This window comes from Fibrobacterota bacterium (assembly GCA_019509785.1).
GTDB lineage: Bacteria > Fibrobacterota > Fibrobacteria > UBA11236 > UBA11236 > Chersky-265.
In genome coordinates, this window is sequence record JAEKLQ010000043.1 from 63,534 (window position 1) to 79,692 (window position 16,159).

13 protein-coding genes are annotated in these 16,159 nt (G+C 63.7%); all 13 read right to left on the reverse strand.

Annotated elements, in window-relative coordinates:
- Window positions 1-14: 14 nt before the first annotated feature.
- The 13 genes from mltG to JF616_12915 all read right to left on the reverse strand — a co-directional run bounded on the left by mltG (window position 15) and on the right by JF616_12915 (window position 16,156).
- A complete protein-coding gene (gene mltG, locus JF616_12855; protein ID MBW8888638.1) occupies window positions 15-1,133 on the reverse strand; it encodes an endolytic transglycosylase MltG in 1,119 nt (372 codons plus the stop codon).
- A 61-nt stretch (window positions 1,134-1,194) separates the two neighbouring features.
- Window positions 1,195-2,379: a glycosyltransferase family 9 protein gene (locus JF616_12860; protein ID MBW8888639.1), complete on the reverse strand. Its 1,185-nt coding sequence runs from the start codon at window positions 2,377-2,379 to the stop codon at window positions 1,195-1,197.
- Window positions 2,376-3,485, reverse strand: a complete 1,110-nt coding sequence (locus tag JF616_12865; GenBank protein MBW8888640.1) for a glycosyltransferase — start codon at window positions 3,483-3,485, stop codon at window positions 2,376-2,378. Before JF616_12865 ends, JF616_12860 begins: the two co-directional genes overlap by 4 nt.
- The gene (locus JF616_12870; protein ID MBW8888641.1) at window positions 3,478-5,043 is read right to left on the reverse strand and encodes a hypothetical protein; all 1,566 of its coding nucleotides are present in this window, start codon (window positions 5,041-5,043) and stop codon (window positions 3,478-3,480) included. Before JF616_12870 ends, JF616_12865 begins: the two co-directional genes overlap by 8 nt.
- Complete coding sequence (locus JF616_12875) at window positions 5,040-6,158, reverse strand: glycosyltransferase family 4 protein (GenBank protein MBW8888642.1); 1,119 nt, start codon at window positions 6,156-6,158, stop codon at window positions 5,040-5,042. Before JF616_12875 ends, JF616_12870 begins: the two co-directional genes overlap by 4 nt.
- Window positions 6,155-7,294, reverse strand: a complete 1,140-nt coding sequence (locus JF616_12880; protein ID MBW8888643.1) for a glycosyltransferase family 4 protein — start codon at window positions 7,292-7,294, stop codon at window positions 6,155-6,157. Before JF616_12880 ends, JF616_12875 begins: the two co-directional genes overlap by 4 nt.
- Complete coding sequence (locus tag JF616_12885; GenBank protein MBW8888644.1) at window positions 7,291-8,214, reverse strand: glycosyltransferase; 924 nt, start codon at window positions 8,212-8,214, stop codon at window positions 7,291-7,293. Before JF616_12885 ends, JF616_12880 begins: the two co-directional genes overlap by 4 nt.
- 1 nt (window position 8,215) lies before the next feature.
- Complete coding sequence (locus tag JF616_12890) at window positions 8,216-8,851, reverse strand: sugar transferase (protein MBW8888645.1); 636 nt, start codon at window positions 8,849-8,851, stop codon at window positions 8,216-8,218.
- Complete coding sequence (locus JF616_12895) at window positions 8,817-10,052, reverse strand: glycosyltransferase family 4 protein (GenBank protein MBW8888646.1); 1,236 nt, start codon at window positions 10,050-10,052, stop codon at window positions 8,817-8,819. The genes JF616_12890 and JF616_12895 overlap by 35 nt, the downstream gene beginning before the upstream one ends.
- Window positions 10,049-11,398 (reverse strand): glycosyltransferase family 4 protein, encoded by a 1,350-nt coding sequence (locus JF616_12900; GenBank protein ID MBW8888647.1) that lies wholly within the window; start codon window positions 11,396-11,398, stop codon window positions 10,049-10,051. The genes JF616_12895 and JF616_12900 overlap by 4 nt, the downstream gene beginning before the upstream one ends.
- A 19-nt stretch (window positions 11,399-11,417) precedes the next feature.
- Window positions 11,418-13,043, reverse strand: coding sequence for an oligosaccharide flippase family protein (locus JF616_12905; GenBank protein ID MBW8888648.1), 1,626 nt, complete (start codon window positions 13,041-13,043; stop codon window positions 11,418-11,420).
- A 48-nt stretch (window positions 13,044-13,091) separates the two neighbouring features.
- On the reverse strand, window positions 13,092-15,248 hold the full coding sequence (locus tag JF616_12910) for a polysaccharide biosynthesis tyrosine autokinase (GenBank protein ID MBW8888649.1): 2,157 nt from the start codon (window positions 15,246-15,248) through the stop codon (window positions 13,092-13,094).
- Window positions 15,245-16,156 carry an SLBB domain-containing protein gene (locus tag JF616_12915; GenBank protein MBW8888650.1) on the reverse strand — a complete coding sequence of 304 codons (912 nt, stop codon included), beginning with the start codon at window positions 16,154-16,156 and terminating at the stop codon, window positions 15,245-15,247. Before JF616_12915 ends, JF616_12910 begins: the two co-directional genes overlap by 4 nt.
- Between the last annotated feature and the right edge of the window lie 3 nt (window positions 16,157-16,159).

The following is a 16,159-nucleotide window of genomic DNA, read 5'->3' on the forward strand; positions in this document are numbered from 1 at the left end:
CGGTCAAGCGCTGCCTACCTGGCCTCCGCCTTCCGGACGGTCTTCGTCTTCCCGCCCTTCGGCTTCTCCATCCCGCGCTTCACGCGATTGGCCGCCGCCACGTCCTTGAAATGCATGTGGTCGGAATTATCCACCGAGAAAAAGTGCTCGCGCGACCCGTCGTCCTTGGCGACGAAGTACATCTTGTCGGTATTCAACGGCCGCAGGGCGGCCCGTAAAGCGCCCCGGCCGGGATTGCAGATGGGGCCGGGCGGAAGCCCCGTGAACTTGCGGGTGTTGTACGGCGAATCGCAGTTAAGGTCCGAGACCAACAAAGGGCCGGTGGGTTTCCGCACCGCGAAACGCACGGTGGGATCGGCGCCAAGGCTCCAGCCCTGGTTCAACCGGTTCCAGAACACTCCCGCGATGGGTTCCTGCTCCTGGGGCACGGCGGCTTCTTTTTCCACGATAGAAGCGAGGGTCACCCAGCCGCGTTGCCCGTATTTCTGGTAGACGGGAGTCGCCACGTCGAACTCCTTTTCCACCGCCACGAACCGCTTCGCCATCACCTTCAGCACGTCCCTCTCGGTCACGCGCCAGGGTAACACGTAGGTTTCGGGAAAGAGGAAGCCTTCCAGATCCGGCGAATGGAGGCCGCAGGCCCGGGCGAACTCGGCCGAATGCACCAAGGAATCGAACTTAAGGCTGTCCAGCGGGAACTTTGCCTTGAGGATGGAGTAGATCTCCCAGGAGGCCTTGCCTTCGGGGATGGTCACCACCTGGGTGGCCATCTTTCCGCTGGTCAGTTTCCAGGTCATTTCCAATGCCGAATTGGACGGGCGCACGTAGAAGTAGCCCGCGCGGATCTTCTTATCCTGCCGCGAAAAGCGCAGGAACAACCGGAATACCTGGGCGTTGGGGATGAGCCCTTTCTGCTGCAGGTCTTGCGAAAGGGCCGCCAGGGAGGCCTTGGGAGGGACTTCGTAGAGCACGTCCCCGGTGCCCGGATCGGCCTCCAGCCCGGTCTCCGCCGCCGGCTTGGCCACCGACTTGGCGGTCAGCACCCATACGATGGAACCGGCCGCCGCCGCGATCAGCAAGAGCAACGCCGCCGCGCCGGAAAGAGAGAATCCCTTTTTGGTTTTTTTCGCCATGTAAATCCGATGGATGGGGGAGGGGTCCTATCTGGTCGATTCCAACACCAATTTAACCCTGTCACGCGCTCCGGGCACGCGGATCCTCGACCGCTGGCACGGAAGCCCGGACGGGTTTACGGCCCGCCAGTTTGCCGCGCACGGCTTCCGCCACCACGGCGGTGTCCATCTGCCGCAGGCAGGAAAAGTGCGAGCACGGGGGCATAGATCCCAAGTAGTAGCAGGGACGGCAAGGCAAGTTCGCCAGGAAAACCGGAGTCGATCCGATGGGGTTCCATTTGCGGGGGTCGGTCGGGCCGAAAAGGGTTACGGTAGGCACTCCGCAGGCGGCCGCCACGTGCAGGGTACCCGTGTCGTTGCCCACTACCAGATCGCATGCGGATACCGCCGTCAGCAGGGACTCATAATCCAACAGGCCGGTCGTATCCTCCGCCATCCCGTTCGCGGCCGCCAGGATGCGGGCGGCCTCGGGCTCTTCCCCGCGCGCGCCGAATAGCACGCAGACCTTTCCCTCCCCCGCCAGCAGGAGGATGAGTTCGGCGAAACGTTCCCAGGGCCATTTCTTTTGCGGCCAATTGAAGGAGGACCCGTAGACGATGCCGATGCGCGCGCGCGGCCCGGGGGCATGGGCCCGCGGGTAGAGAGGATCCGGTTCGGATGCGGGAAAGTCCATGCCCAGGACCCGGTAAAAGCACTGCCATTCGGGCATATGCCGCGGCACCGGGACTTCGAAATCATGATACTTAGGGAAAGCGCCCTCCACCTGGAATCCGCGCGAGAAGGGGATTCGCAGCAAACGCTTCAGGATCGGGCCCGTGCCGCGATACAACTCCAGGTCCACGAATTGCGCATAGCCGTTGCCGCGCAGGATACCCAGAAGCCGGAGCAGTCGGCCCCATAACCGGGGGGACATCAACTCGAAGGCGAGACGTCGTCCCGTGATCGGGAGCTCGTACACTTGATCGATCTCGGGGGCATGGCGGTAAATGGCCGCGATGCGCGCGGAGACCAGAACATCGATGATGATTCCGGGGTAGCGGCGCCTGAACTCGCGCACCGCATACAAGGAGACCACGGCGTCGCCCAGGCAGCACCATTTGCAAACCAGGATTCGATGGGGGCCGGTCGGTTCTACGGGCCGGGTCGCGCCGGGACGGGGCCTCAGCCAGCGGAGGATCCAGGGCAATACGGCCCGTTCCACCCTGCGAACCTTGGCGTTGCTCCGCACGGGATTGCAATCGCTCATGGTCGGCCGCCCAGCATGGCGGAAAGGGCCTTTTCCAAGCCCTGGGCCGCGGCGGCGGGACCGTACCCGGTTTCCGCCCGGGCCTTCGCCGCCTCCAGCCGGTCCGCCGCGGGGTAGTCCGCGAAGATTTCGCGCACGGCTTGGGCCAGGGCTTCGGGGGTATCCAGATCGCGGGCCGCGATGGTGGGGAAGTCCACGGCCAGGTCGGCCAGATTGCCGCCCGTGCTCGCCAGCACGGGTAACCCGAAGGTTACGCCTTCGAGCGCGGCCTTGCCGAATTGCTCGGCTTGCCGCGCGTTCTCGCCCGTGGGCAATACGAGGAGGGAACACCCGGCGAGGGCCCGCTCTAGTTCCGCGTTCGCGACATGCCCCGGAAATTCCACGCGGCCCGACAGGCCCCGCTCCCGCGCCAAAGCCTCCAAGCGCCTCCGTTCCGGGCCGTCGCCCACGATGCGCAGGGAGAATCCCGGCAAGCGGACCAGGGCTTCCACGATCAAGTCGACGCGCTTAAGCGGGATGAGCCGGCCGAGGTAGGCGATACGACGCGATCCGGGATCGGCTTTCATGGCTTTGCGCGCCCGGATCCATAAGGGGACGACGGATAGGGGCCCCGGATAACCCCAGGCGCGCGCGCGCGCGGCGATGGCGGCGGTGGGAACGATACAACCCCGTGCTTCCGCGAAGGTTTTCTTCAGCAAGGCCGGGAAGGGCCAGGGCAAGGCTTTGGGCCGGTTCTCGGCGCTATAGAACGCGAAGGGAATGCCCAGCGCGCGCGCGCGCGACGCCACCTGGCGCGTGGCCAGGCACCAAGGTTCTTCCCAGCAGTAGATGGCGTCGGGCTTAAGGCGCGCGAGCAACGCGCCTAAGCCTACCCAAAGGAAAAACGAATTGCGGCCGGAGGCGATCACGGGGAGGACGTGCAAGGCGGGACGGTCGCCGGCGGCTTGGGTCGCAACGGGAGCGCGATAGGCATGGCCCAGGCTGCGGGCGCGCCAGATATGCGGCACGATCAGATCCACCTGATGGGCGCGCCAGCCGTGGAATGCCAGCCGGTTCTCTTCGGCGGCGAGGGGATGTCCGATCACGGCGAGGCGGCGCTCAGGCAAGGGCGCCTCCGGGGAAGGGGAGGGTTGAGCCCTGGACCGGAGCTAGGCTCGCGGGGGCGACCGGGCCGGTCGCGGCGCCCGATTCGGGCCGGGCCTCCGCCTGGGCTGGCTTGGCCTGGGCGGCTCGGGTCTCGCGATAGAAACGGGTGATGCAGCCGAGGCTGAACCAGAAGAAGATGTCGCCCGGAGGCGTGTGCAAATGCGTACCCGTGAGATTAAGCAGGGTCAGCATGAAGACGATGGTCATCAACAGGCGGGTGAGCTCGCGCATCTCCTCGTCCTTGGTTTCCGCTATGATGGACATTCCCCGGTAGAAAGCCAGGATCAGGATGATCAGGAAACAGAGGAGTCCTGGGTAACCGATCTCGCCCAGCACCAGGAAGTAATAGCTATGCGCGTATCCCGTGGTCCCTTGGCCTTTCCCCAAGGGGAAGTAGAAGGAGTTATAAATGATGCCCATCCAGGTTTCCATGCGCTTCTGGACGCTGTATTCCTGCAAGGGATTCGCGAGGGCGGCGGTGCGATTGCTGATCATGCTCTCGGTGAGGTTCGGGCCCTTGGAATTGAGGCGCGCGCTGAGCGCCCCGTTCCGCTGGAAGCTGCCTCCGCTTTCCCCGCTCCCGCCTTTGACGGCGTACCCGACGATCCCTCCGGCCATGGCCGCGATGATGGCGATCTTGGCCCATTTGTTCTTCAGGCGCAGGAAGACCAGGTAGAAGAAAATGCCGGCGGCGGCAGCCAGCCAATTGGTGCGCACCGAAGCGATGAGCAAGGGCGCTATGCAGGTTCCGACGAGCAAGATCCCGAATATCACCGTATGCCGGCCCCGGCTCAGGATCCAATATCCGCCCGCGGCCAGCATCAGGACCATGCCGTCGGACATGGCCGCCGGGGATACGTAGGTGGAGAACGGCCGCACGATGCCGTCGATGCGCAAAGTGGTGAAGGTGATGGAATCCATCCACTTCTGTTCGAAATCGGTGAATCCGAATAGGATCTGGCGTATCCCGTATAACGCCGTGAAGAAGAGCAGCCAGGAGGCCCAGGCCAGCACCGATTTCGTTTCCTTGAGGCTGGTGAGGACGTAACTGCCCGCGAAATAGAAGAACACGTAGAGCCCGTTGAACTTGAAGCCGTACAAGCTTTCCTGGATATCCAGATCCGTCCCCACGAACACCTTGATGAAAAGCAGGATGGTGTAGAAGACGATGAAGGCGGAGAGCAAATCCCGGGAACGTTCCTTGTTCAGGATCCACAGCAGGATGAGGGCGACGATGAGCCCGCCCATCACGCCGTCCGAGATCAGCATCAGGTAATCGAGGGTGGGCCGCTCGCTGACGAGGTAGTACATGCGGCGGAACAAGGAAATGTAGAGCGGCAGGCAGAAGAGGTAATAGACGCCGAACTTAGGCCATTTAAGGGTGGGAACGAGGAAGAGCGCGATGCAGAAGATGGCGGTTTCGGCGCGGGACGGAACGTGCATCAAGCGATAGGCGAATCCGATGCCGAAGAGGAGGATGGCCGGGATGAAAATGGGCCAGAAGCCGGCTTTCTTCATGCCCTGCCCCCATGCGCGGCCGCCGCTTTCGGGACCGCCGGGTTTTTCTGGGCGCGAGCCTTGGCCAACCGGTACAGGTCGAGATAGGCGGATGCTACCACCGCCGGGGCGAAGCGGCGCGCGAATTCCCTGGCCCGCTTGGCGATTTCCCGCCGCGCGCCCTCGTTTTCGAGAAGGCCCGCGATCAGGGAAGCGGCCTTTTCCGGCGGCGCGATCACGCCGGTTTCGCCGTCCTTCACCAGGAATTCGCTGCCGGGGTGGGGAGTAGTCACCACCAGGCACGAGCAGGCCATGGCCTCGATGATCCCTACCCCGAAGCCCTCGTAGCTGGAGAGGCAAAGGTAGAGCCAGCTTTCCCGGTACAGGTCGAGCAATTCCGCTTGGGAAATCCGCGCGCGGAAATCGATTCCGTGATATTCGTCGCGTCCCTTTAAATCATCCACTTCCGCGCGCGGTCCGACGTAAGTCAGGCGCAAGCCGGGCATCTTCTCCCGCAGCCCGCGCCAGATCTCCAGCGCCAGGCCGCCGCGCTTACGGGACTTGCGCGAACCCAGATAGACCAGGCTGGGAAATGCCGTCTTGCCCGCCGCCGCGGAATCCGGTGGCGCGGGCAGCATGCAGGGGATGACGCGGTCGATTCCGGGGAGATGGGCGGCCACGTGCGGGGAGATGCCCACGGTGAGCCGGCAGCGTCTCGCTTCCCGGCGTTCCATCCAATACGACAGGCCTTGCGCCAGCTTGCCCTTGAGGCCGGCGGCATGCCGGTACTCGAGCGCGGCGGTCCCGTAGAAAGTGCGCACGAAATTGCCGCGATAGCGCAGGAAGCCGCCGTCCCCGTGCACGTGCACCACGTCGAATCCGTCCGTGGGCAGGCGGCGGTACCAAAGCGGGTACCACAAGCGCTTAAGGAAGGGGGCCCAGCGCAAGGCCCGGCGGAGGCCGGGCAAGCGGATGGGCAGGACGGCATAGCGCGCATCGGCAGGGAGGGCGGAATGGGTATAGACGGAAACCGCATGGCCGAGATCGGATAAGGCATTGGCCAGGCGATGCACCTGCACGGCGACGCCGGTATAGGAATCCGGCGGAAGATCGCGATGCAGGAAGAGCACCTTCATGCCGCCGCCCCCGTGCCGGCCGCTTTCCCCGGACGGGCATCCAAGAGGAAATCGCCGGTGGCGCGGGCCACCGCGGCGGCCGTATAGCGCTCTTCGACATTGCGACGTTGGGCCGCCCGCACTCCATCGGCGCCGGGAATGGGGAGGGCCGAAAGCAAGACGGCCAGGGATTCGGCATCGCCTTGGCGGAAGGTCGCCTCCGGGAACAAGGTGATTCCGGGGATGTTCCCCGAATCGCTTCCCAGCGCGATGCATCCGCACAGGACGCCTTCGATGAGGCTGCGGCCGATCTGCTCTTTCCAATCGGGAAGGGTGAGGGAGGGAAGGATGACGTAATCGCCGGCTTGGTAAAGACTGCGTAACTCTTCGGCCCCGAGGGATCCGAGATGGCGCCAGCGCGATCCCAGGCGCCAGGGGAGTTCGGCCGCCAAGGGTCCCTGGCCCGCGCTCAGGACGCGCAGGCGGGGAAAACGCGGGAGGACTTCGGCGAGGAGGCGCAAGCCCTTCGCTTCCGCCATGCTCCCCGCGAAGATGAGGGCGATCTCCTCGTCCCGGATGCCGAAAACCCGGCGCAAGCCGGGACGGTCCGCCGGATCCGCGGGGCGGAACCACGACTCCGAGGCCCATAACGGGATGACGCGCGTGGGGCCCGAGTACCCGTTCGCCTTGAGCGCCGCATCGGCTTCTTCCGAAGCCGCTATGCTTCGCGATACCAGAATCTGATTCAAAAGCGTGGCCAATCGATGATGCCAGCGGTAGTAGCGGGGGGCGCGCAGGTTTTGCAGGGAATAGTTGACCACCCGCACCGGGGGCCAGCACAGCCGCGCCAAAAGCGCGTGCCAGGCCAGGCTGGCCCTATCCATCTCGTCCATGACGTACAGGTAACGCGGACGATACGTCCAGAGGTGCCAAGGCAGGGCGGGCACCAGGTAGCGGGCGCCCCCGCCGGCGAAATAGGGGGTTGCCACGATTTCGCAGCCGCTCTCGGCCCAATCGCCAACCGGACCGAAATCGCGCGAGCCGTGCCGCCAGCCCCGGGGGGAAAGGACGCGCACGCGCATGCGCCGGGCCAATTCACGGAAGAAAGGCCGATACGCGGGCACCACGGCGCCCGACCAAACGATGAGCACTTTCACGAACTCTTAAGCCTCGCGATCTCTCTCCATTTTACCATGCATAGGCCGACGATGCAGGCTTGCTCGGCCAGCGCCACGATCATCGCCTGCAGCGACGGCAGCAAGGCCCGCAGCCGTTCCCCGGCGCGCAAACCGGGCTGCCTGCAGAGGTAGCGGAAGCATTCCTTGAAGTACAACGCGAAGTATTTCACGCACCAGTCCGCCAAGGTGCCGCGGGCATCCCCATGATGGCGAACGCGAGCGTAGCTGGAAGGGTGCTTACGGTACAACCGCATCTCCGCCCCGACTAGGCGGACCTGGGTGCGATAGGCGGCGCGCAGGGAGGGCAGGAAGCGGCGAGGCAGATGGGGATGCTCCACGATCAGGTCGGCGCAAAGCGGGATGGCGACCCCGTGATCCAGCAGGGTTAGCGCCAGATCCGTATCCTCGCGGTAATTGGCCGTGAAACCTTCGTCGAACCCGCCCAAGGCGAGCGCCTTTTCCACCCGGAAGACCATGTTGGCGGTGGCATAGGCGCCGCCCGGATTGTGGAGGGAATGGGTGAACGGCGGTTTGGGGCCGGCCACGGGTCGCACGGGCCCTTCCACCGCGGCCCCGCCGGAATAACGGGATGGGATGCCCGACAGGGTTTCGAAATACGAACGCGATAAGATGCAATCGGTATCGGTGAAGGCGAGCCAGGGCGTCGGCGCATGGCGCAAGGCATGATTGCGCGCATGGGCCGCGGAAACGTGCGGCAGACGGTGGGCGGTCAGGCGCGGATGGGCGGCTTCCCGCAGCACCGCGGGGGTCTCGTCGCTGGATCCATCATCGACGACGATAAGCGGCACAAGGTCGGCGCCGCGTTCGCGCCATGCCGATAGGAAAGCCCGCAGGAGTTCCGCCTGGTTGTAGGTCGGCACCGCCAGGGAGATCTCCACTTTAAACCGCGCCCCGCCCGAACAGCACCGTCGGGATCGTCGCCATCAGGATCTTCAAGTCGATCGCCAGGGACGGATGCAGGGCGTAATACACGTCCAGATCCACCATGTCGTTGAACTTCAGCTTGGAGCGTCCGCGCACCTGCCATAGGCCAGTCATCCCTTGCGGTACCGTCATGCGCACCTTCTGGATGTCGTTGTACTGGCTCACCTCGCGCAAGAGGGGCGGCCGCGGCCCCACCAGCGACATGTCGCCCCGCAGCACGTTCCAGAACTGTGGCATCTCGTCCAAGCTCGTACGCCGCAGGAACCGGCCCATCCGGGTCACCCGCGGATCGTTGCTGATCTTGAAGGTGAGCCCGCCCGATTCGTTGAGGTTGTCCAGCTCCCATTGCTGTTGATGCGCCCCCACCCGCATGGTCCGGAACTTGACGAACTTGAAGCGATGCCCGTATTGGCCCATGCGGGTCTGCACGAAGAAGATGGGACCGCGCGAGTCGAATTTGATCAGGGCTACCATGAAGGGGAACAACACGAAAAGGATCATGAGGCCGGCCAACGCTCCCGCGATGTCCAATACCCGTTTGCCGGCGCGGTACGCGCTATCGCGAATCCCTTTCCTCGGCGTATTCGCCATAGGTCCCGAGCAATCTCCGCGCGCATGCGTCCGGGGAGAATTCCGCCCGGATGGCTTCCGTCGCTTCGCGGGTCCCCGCGGGAAGCCCGCGATTCCCCACGCTCCATTCTCGTATTTTTCGGGCCAAAATGGCCTTGTTTTCCGCCGGGAACAGGGTGCCGCGCGCGGGCCGATCGACGATCTCGGGGATGCCCCCCACGTCGCTGCCGATCACGTAGCAGCCGCGCGACAACGCTTCCAAGGCGGTATAGGGGTAATTCTCCATGAGGGAGGGCAAGATCAAGGCGCCGGCCCAATCGTAATGATCGGGCATACGGGAATGATCGCAAGGGCCCGCGTATTCCAAGGCGTAACGCCTGCCCGCGGGCCCCTGGGGCAAATCGCGGTGGGCCTGGAAATCGCGGATGCATTGGGCGTCCAGCTCGCGCGTAGGCGGGTACATATTTCCGACCACCCGCAAGGTCAGCCCTTCGGCATCGGCGCCCAGGGAATCGAGGGCCCCCAGCAGCACTTGCAGGCCTTTTCGATGCTCCACGCGCCCCACATATAGCAGATGCGCCGATGACTTGGCCTTCCAATCGATGGGATCGTCCCAGAGCAGCATAGGATTACGGTTGACCTCCGCCGCTTTGGCCAACCCCAGGATATCGCGCACGTAACCCCGCGCCACGCTGGCGCTCGGCGAGACCAGGCGGTCCGCGCGTTGGCAGGCCTGCCTTTGCAGGCGGAGCACCAGCATGCGTTCCAGGGGATTGTCCACGTACCCTTCCATCCAGCCCGTATGCACGCGGCAGATCAAGCGGGGGGCCCGGGCCCCCGGCCGGCGCGGGAAAAAGGCCCCTTCGCCCGCCGTTTCGGGATATTCCCAGGCGTCGAAGCCGGCAAGGTCGAGACGTTCTTCGAGGTAACGGCCGGCGGTGCGCGCCCAGGTCAGGGCGTCCAGATAATGCGGCAGGGTGCGACGGTACCACGCCCGATACGGGTAGAACAAGCGTCCTCCGGGCAACGGATGCGGCCCCATGGGGACGCGATGCACGAACACCCCGTACTTCGATTCCATGCGGTATTCCGGTCCGTTGCACACGACGTGGACCTCATGGCCTTCGCGGGCCATGAGCGCCGCGGCCGCCGCGGAGTAGGTCGCGATCCCGCCCACGTGGGTGAGCGGGGGATATTCCCGGGAAAGGATCCCGATCTTCATGCGCCGCCCCGGGAAACGGATAGCCCGCGGGTGGGCCGTTCGACCGGCAAGGCCGCGCGCCAAGACGCCAGCAGGCCCTCGGCGGCGCCGGCCCGGCGCGATGCGAGGTAGGCCTTCTGGGCGATGTGCAGATCGCCGTCCTTCCCGTCGCAATGGGCGAGCAAGGCCCCGGCCCAGGCTTCCTCATCCCCGGGCCGGGGACTCGGGGCGCCCGTGGCCCGGGCCACGGCCTTCATCTCGCCGGTGGCCGAGCCGATGCAAACGAGTCCGGCCGCCATGCCTTCGAAGTAAACGTAGGGGCTGTTCTCCCAGAGCGAGGGAACGACCAAGGCGGTATGGCGCCCGAAAAGGTCAGTCCGTTCCGCGGGGGCGCAGGGCGGTTCCCAGGCGATCCGATCCCGTACGGATCGCGGTTGGCTTGCGATGGCGTTCTTGACCGCCTCCGCGTAAGCCTCGTCGCCGATCGCGCCGACCAAGGTAAGCGAAGCGAAAGGGCGTTCGCCGGCCATGCGGGCGAAAGCGAGCACCAAGGGCAAGACTCCCTTGCGGGGTTCCAGGCGGCCGAGATACAGGAAGCGAGCCGTCAGGATGCGATCGGGCCTCGCGGCCGAGCGCGCCGCCGCCGCCAACCCGGCCGGATCGGGAGGCGCCGCCGACCAGGCCTCGTCTCCGCTGGCCGGGACTGGTCCCGGACCCGCCGCCGTTTCCGCCGCCCGCAAACGCTCCGCTTGTCGGGCGCGGGCCATGCGCATGGGCGATGCGGGATGCGATGCCGGGTCCGGCGGCAAAGGATTGGGCACGTGCTTCCAGGCTTGCAACCAAGGCAGCTTTTCGCGCATGAATTCCGCCGATGGCGCGGTCAATCCGGACGCGCGCATCAGGCAATCCCTTTCCCGCCAAGCCGAGATTTTGGAAATAAAACGGTCGAGGGCGTTCGTCGGCGCGTTCGCGATCAGGAAGGCAGGGGTATGTACGCGCACCAGGCAGCGCGGGCGTAAGCGCGGATTACGTAGGGCGAAAAAGGCATAGCCCAGGAAGTCGGCGAATTCATAAACGCGCCCCGGTACGTCGGTAGCCGACAATTCCCGCTCCAGCCAGCGGGCCTGTTCCCATAGGACGTTCTCTGCGTAACCTAGGCGATACGCCAGGCCGCGCAAGGGACGCGGCAGGCATGGGTATCGGCCGATGGGGAATGCGTTTTCGCCGGGATAGGCGGCTGGACTGTGCGTATAAATCCGCGCGGGAACGCCCGCATCGCGGCAGAGCGCCAAGGCCAGGCGGGCATAGGTGCGGATGCCGCCGCCGGCGGGGCCGGGCGGTTCGGGATCGATGAACGCGACTTCCATGCTTCGGCCCGGCGCCTCCTTAGGTGGCTTTTCCGGCGGAGAGCTTCCGCGCCAGGAACCAAGCCACCGGGCGCGGGAGGAACCGATCCAGGGCCTCCAGGATGCGGCGATCATCCTCGTTCGGTTGGAACATCAACAGGATCAAGACCAGGTAGGCCAGCCCTCCCACCGCGCAAGCGAACCAGAGCCGCACCGCCCGCGCCCCCAACAGGATATCCACGTCGTGGCCGGTCCAGTCGTAGATCATCAATTGCGTGGGTTGGAAGAGGTAGAATGCCGTACTCTCGATCCGCAGCAAAGATATGGTGACCGCGCAAAGCCCGACCGTCGCCAGGGCCGCTTTCGTCCACGCCCCCCAAGGGATGCTCAGTCCCAGTTTTCGGGTGGTATAAATGAATCCCCCGATCACCCCCAGGGAAGTGGTGCCGGAATAGCAAATGGCGGCGCCGCGCGAGCCGTATTTCGGCACGAGCCAGAAGCAAAGCGCGATGTTGAGTACCGCCAGCACCGCGCCGTACTTGAGGATGAAGTTCTGCCGGTTGCTGGCGTATAGGACGGCGGAACCCGGTTGGGCCAGGGATTGGAGCAAGGCCCCGGCGCAGAGGATCCGGAAGCAATCCTTGGCCTCGCTATACGCGTGCCCGTAGAAGATGACGACCAATTCGTAGGCCGCCAGGTAGCAGATGGCGATGGTGGGGAATACGAAGAAGGCGGAATAGCGTAGGGCATGATGGTAGGTCTTGCGCATCTTGTCGGCCTCCATGCGGCCATGATGCTGGGCCGAGAGGGGCAGCAGGATGCGCCACATCAGGTTGGGCAGGGTGCCCGTGAATTTCACGATCAGGTTCTGGGCCAGGTTGTAATAGGCGATCTGGGCGGCCGCGCAATAGCGGCCCAGGAAATAGTTCTCCGAACGGGACCAAACCACCAGATCGACGAAATGGACCCCGATGGCGGAGCGATTATACTCGAGGATTTCCTTCTTCCATTTTCCGTCCGACGGGGCGAAGCGGAACCAGCCCGTGAGCAGGCCTTCGCGCCGTGCGGCGAAGTAATAGAAGGCGAGATTGACGAACGCGAACAGGAGGTTGATCCAGAACAAGGACTCCAGGCCCCAGCCGTGGTACATCACGTAGACTTTGAGGAGCAGGGCCGACGGGGTGACCGTAAGCGAGTGCAGGGTCTGGTAACGGAATACCTGCGCGCCTTCCAGGGTGGCCGAGAAGATTGCGGTCTGGATTCCCGGGGTGATGGCCAGGAAGGCCAGGCGGAAAATGAAGGACTGCTGCCGCGTGAAGTAATGATCGGAGATGCGGGTGGCGAAAATCAGGAGCCCGATGGTCGTGACCGCCGCGATGGCGAACTCCACGTAGAAGATGAAGCGCACGGCCGAGAGGGCGTCGGCCTGGCGGCCTTCGGCGCGGTACTGGGCAGTGAATTTCGTGATCGAGGTGATGAAACCTAGCGAGATGACCACCGAAATCGTGCCGGCGAACCATTGCACTTGGTGGAAGATGCCCAGGTCGTTGGGTCCCAGCGAACGCGCCATCACCACGGAAGCGGCCATCCCCAGCACGAAGGAGACGGCGTTTGAACACAAGAAGTGCACGATGTTCCGGGCTACCGTGCGTAAGGTCGCCGACATGCGTTCAGCCTGCGAGGAAAGGGTCGATGGGGAAGCGCACTCCGGGGCCTAGTCCTTCTTGGCCAGGTAGTTGTGGTAGTAATGCTTGTAATACCCGTACGAGCTATAGCCCTTGGTGATGTCCACGTCGTTGAGGATGCATCCCAGCATGCGCGCGTTCACGTTGCGCAAGGACTGCAAGGTACGCATGGTCATCCCCAAGGTCGTCTTATGGGCCCGGATCACCAGCACCACGCCATCCAGCTTGGTCGCCAGGATGGCAGCGTCGGTAACCGCGATAATGGGCGGGGTATCGAACAGGATATAGCGGTAGCGCTTCTTCAACTCGTCCAGGAAATGATCCATCTTCTTGGATCCGAGCAGCTCGGCGGGATTGGGCATGTAGGCGCCCGCGGTGATGATTTCCAGGTTGGTCCCCGGGATGTTCCGGCACACCTCATCCAAGGTGTTGGTCCCGGCGAAAAGCTCGCCGAAGCCGGGCCCGCGATCGAGGCCGAACAAATGGTGGTTCACCGGACGGCGCAGATCGGTATCGATCACCAGGGTGGGCTCGCCTTGCTGGGCGAAGGAGAGGGCCGTATTGGCCATGGTCAGCGATTTGCCCTCGCCCGGCCCGCTGCTGGTGATCAGCAAGGTCTGGATCGCCTTATCCGGGCTGGAGAAAACGATGTTGGTGCGCAAGGAGCGATAGGCTTCCGCCACCACGCTCTCCTCATGCTGGGAGCCCATCATCAGGCCCGGGTAGCGATTGCGGATATTCTGCTTCTTGCCCTTGGTGAAGGTGCGCTTCACCTCCAGATCGCTCTTCTTGGGGACGATGTGGGGGATGGTCCCGAGCAGGGTGAGGGACATCTGCTTCTCGACGTCGTCGGGCGACTTCACGGTATCGTCCATGAATTCCCGCAGGATGGACAAGCCGATCCCGATGGCCAGGCCCACCAACAGGGATACGGAGTAGAAGATGAAATCCCGCCGCGGCACGGGTTCGACGGGGACCTGGGCGGCGTCCACCAGCTTGAGGCCTCCGCTCTTGGATTCCATCTGGATGGTGGCGTCCTCCAGGCGATCCGTCAGGCGCTGGTGGGTGGTTACGTAGCGCTGCAGCATGTTATCGAGTTGGGTGAGTTCGAACTCCTCCTGGCCCAACTGGGGATGGCCCTCGCGGTAGCTGATGATGGCGCGCTTGAAGGCCTCCAGGCGGGCGCGCTTCATGTTCATCTCGGCCTCCGAGGAAGCCAGCTCCTTGCGGATGACCTGCCATTGGTTGAGCAGCCCGATGTCCTGCTGGGGCTCGTTGCCCTTGGTCAGCCGCACCAACTTGCTTTCCGCCGCCGCCATGTCCTGGCTTACCTTGCTGTCCGGGGTAACGGGCACTCCCAGCCGGATCATCTTCTCCTTCTCGCGTTCCAGCGTCTTCATCTGGGCTCGCAGGGAATCGACGGCCTTCTCGTTGGCCCCCGAGGCGGGCTTGTTAATGGTGTTGTCCAAGGTACGGAAGTAGCTACGCTTGGCCTCCAGGTTGGCCTTGTCCAGCTCGAACTTCACCAATTCTTCCTGGTAATTCTTCTCCAGGGCTTCCAGGCCCGCCGCGTCGCCGATGCTTTGCAGCTTGGAGATGTCCGACTTGCGATTGCGTTCGATCTGGATATCGTCGCGCTTCTTCAGGCAGACCTCTATCTGCTCCTTGATGGCCTGGATGGTTTTGGCGCCCTCTTCGTTCTCGACCTTGCGGCAGAAGACGATCAGGCTATCGGTGGCCACTTTCACCAGGGTATAGCTCAGGCGCGCGCTATGGGTCTTGGAGATGATGGTGATGAAGGATTCCACCGTCCCCTCGTCCACGCGCATGTTGGCGCTGATGTACTCCTTCACCTTGGTCTTGACGCCCGCTTGCTCCAGTTCCGCGGCGGCCCCTTGCGCCACCCGGTCCAGGAAGGCCTGGCTCTGGAAGATGGCCCGGTAGAAACCGATGTTGCGTTCCGTTTGGCCGTCGTTGGACATCAGCACCGAAGCGGCGTTGACCGGCGCCTTGTCCAGTACCAATTGGCTGGAGGTGATGTAATAGTCGGGAACGTGCTTGACGAACCACCACGTCGGGCCGACGAATGCCGCCACGGAAAACAGGACGATGTACCGGCCTTTCGCCAACAGGCGGAAGTAGTCGCGGAATTGCAGTTCCCGCTGCGGCTTGGCCGGTTCGGTCATTTCTTCAGCACCGAAGAGATGACGAACCATGCCGTCAGGAAAGTCACGATATCGCGCATCACGTCCAAGGTCTTCTGCCAGGTGATGACCTTGGCGTACACGATCACCATGTCGCCTTCGCCCAGCAACGGCAAATCCTCGGTCTTGCCGTTATCGATGTACTTCTGCATGTCGAGCAGGTAATCGGCCCGCTGGCCGCCCGCGCTCGAGAAGATGCGCACCTTGGACATGTTGGCGTCCGCGTTGGGGCCGCCGGCCAGGTAGAGCATATCGAAAAGGCCGGCTTGTTCGCCAACGGGATAGAATCCGGGCTTGTTCACCGCGCCCAGGATCTTCACGTACTTGGATTTCTTGGACGCGAGCAGGATGATGCGATCCCCGTCGTATAAGGCGGGAAGCAAGGTGAGATCGCCGGAGTTCAGGAACTTCGCCAAATCGTAATAGCTCGCGTTCTCATCGCCCTGGTTCTTATGCACGATTTTCACGCGTTGCAGATCCGCCGTTTCCATCGTCCCGCCGGCGGCCAGCATCACTTCCTGCAAGCTGGACTTGGGCGGCAAGATCAATAGGCCCGGTTTTTTCACCTGGCCCAACACGTAGATGTTGATGGGGTTCTCGGTCAGAACGCTCACGAGCACCATGGGCGATTCCACCACCTTGGCCAGCTTGTAGGTCAGGATATCCTGCAGCTCGCTGGTGGTCTTGTCGATCACCGACATGTCCTGGTACAACGGATAATCGATGGTGCCGTTGTCGTTCACCTTCACGATCTGCGAGAGATCCTTGTCGCTCTTGACGACGATGGAAAGGGACATGCCCGCTTTGATGACGGTGGCCGATGCGTGGCCGGCCAGCAGCAGAACGGCGAATACGGCGCTAAGGAACCTTAGCATCGGACCTTGGGGCATGCT